General features: G+C 61.4%; 1 protein-coding gene. It reads right to left on the bottom strand.

What is annotated here, in order from left to right; translation table 11 throughout:
• Positions 1-19 precede the first annotated feature (19 nt).
• On the bottom strand, positions 20-1,192 hold the full coding sequence (locus EU557_RS25345) for an ISAs1 family transposase (protein ID WP_245326388.1): 1,173 nt from the start codon (positions 1,190-1,192) through the stop codon (positions 20-22).
• Positions 1,193-1,243: the final 51 nt, after the last annotated feature.

The raw sequence follows: 1,243 nt of genomic DNA on the forward strand, positions 1-1,243 counted from the left end.
CAGGGCGTACGCATCAAATTTAGAGGACTGCCATCCGGCAGTTTTCGCGGACGCAGGTTAAAAGCTGGCTCATATAGTCATCATTCCACCCTGCGTTTCGTCGTCGGGTGCGCAGACTGCCGGGTTGGTGCTTTCCTTGCTGCAAGAGGTTGAACGCGAGCTTGCGCAACACGGCAAAGCTACGAGTGGCGACCCGGTCGCGACTGCGGGCCTCGTCTTCGCGAAAGACCACATCCAGCACCCAGTGTAAGCTGTTTTCGATCGCCCAGTGGCGGCGAATCGCTTGAATGAGCACGGCGGGGGCATCCAGGCAACTGGTCAGATAGTAGCGCCACTCGGCGCGGGTGCCCGGCTGATACTGTACCTGCCGGATGGTTTCGACCACGATAATGGACCGCAGGCCGGGCCAGGCGCGTAGTCCGACCAGTTCCTGCCCCAGCGGTAGCACCCAGGCCCGGCGCCGCACCCGGCGGCCGTGGCGGTGGTCGAAGGCATCATAGTCGGCCGGATACTCGGCCCAGCGCTGGCAACAAGCGGTTTGACAGTAGGACTTGACGGCGCGGTAGTAACGACCCTGGTTCCCTTTCAGGGCTAGGATATAATCGGCCTGCTGGGCCACCAGTTGCCGGGCGATGGCCTGCTGGCAGCCGAGCGCATCTAGCGTAACAATCGTGTTAGCTAAGTGCAGATTGCTGATTAATACGGGGATAGCCGCCAACTCCTGCCCTTTACCCGTTACGGCTACTTGCCCCAAGCTCAAGCCCTGCTCGGTGGCAAAGGCGCTGACGACGTGCAGTGGACCCTGGGCCCGCCCTCGGTCAAAGGAACGGCGCACAGTCTTACCGTCGATGGCTACCACCTCCCGCGGCAAGGGGGGCGCGGTGCTGGCCATCCACTGCCGGAAGCACTGTTCTACTTGCTGGGGGTCGAGCAGCGAGAACACCCGCCGGAAGGTGTCGTGCGAGGGAATACCGCTGGGTAACGCTAGAAACGTAGCCAGCCAGGGCTGCTTCAGCTGGCCGTAGTGGGCGATGTCCACCCATGTTTCAGCCCCGGCCATCACCGCACAGACGGCGATGACCAGCATATCGAGCAGACGGTGGCGGGTGCGACCTGGACAACGTGGGTCCGGTAGCGTAGCGAATGAGACAAGGAGTTGGCTGAGCATGAAGTGCTTAACGATGTCTAACAAGACAAAGGTCAGCCCTCAAGACAGCGTCTTAGTTTTGATGCGTACGCCCTG

Origin of the sequence: Hymenobacter wooponensis (assembly GCF_004745865.1) — a bacterium.
Classification (GTDB): domain Bacteria; phylum Bacteroidota; class Bacteroidia; order Cytophagales; family Hymenobacteraceae; genus Hymenobacter; species Hymenobacter wooponensis.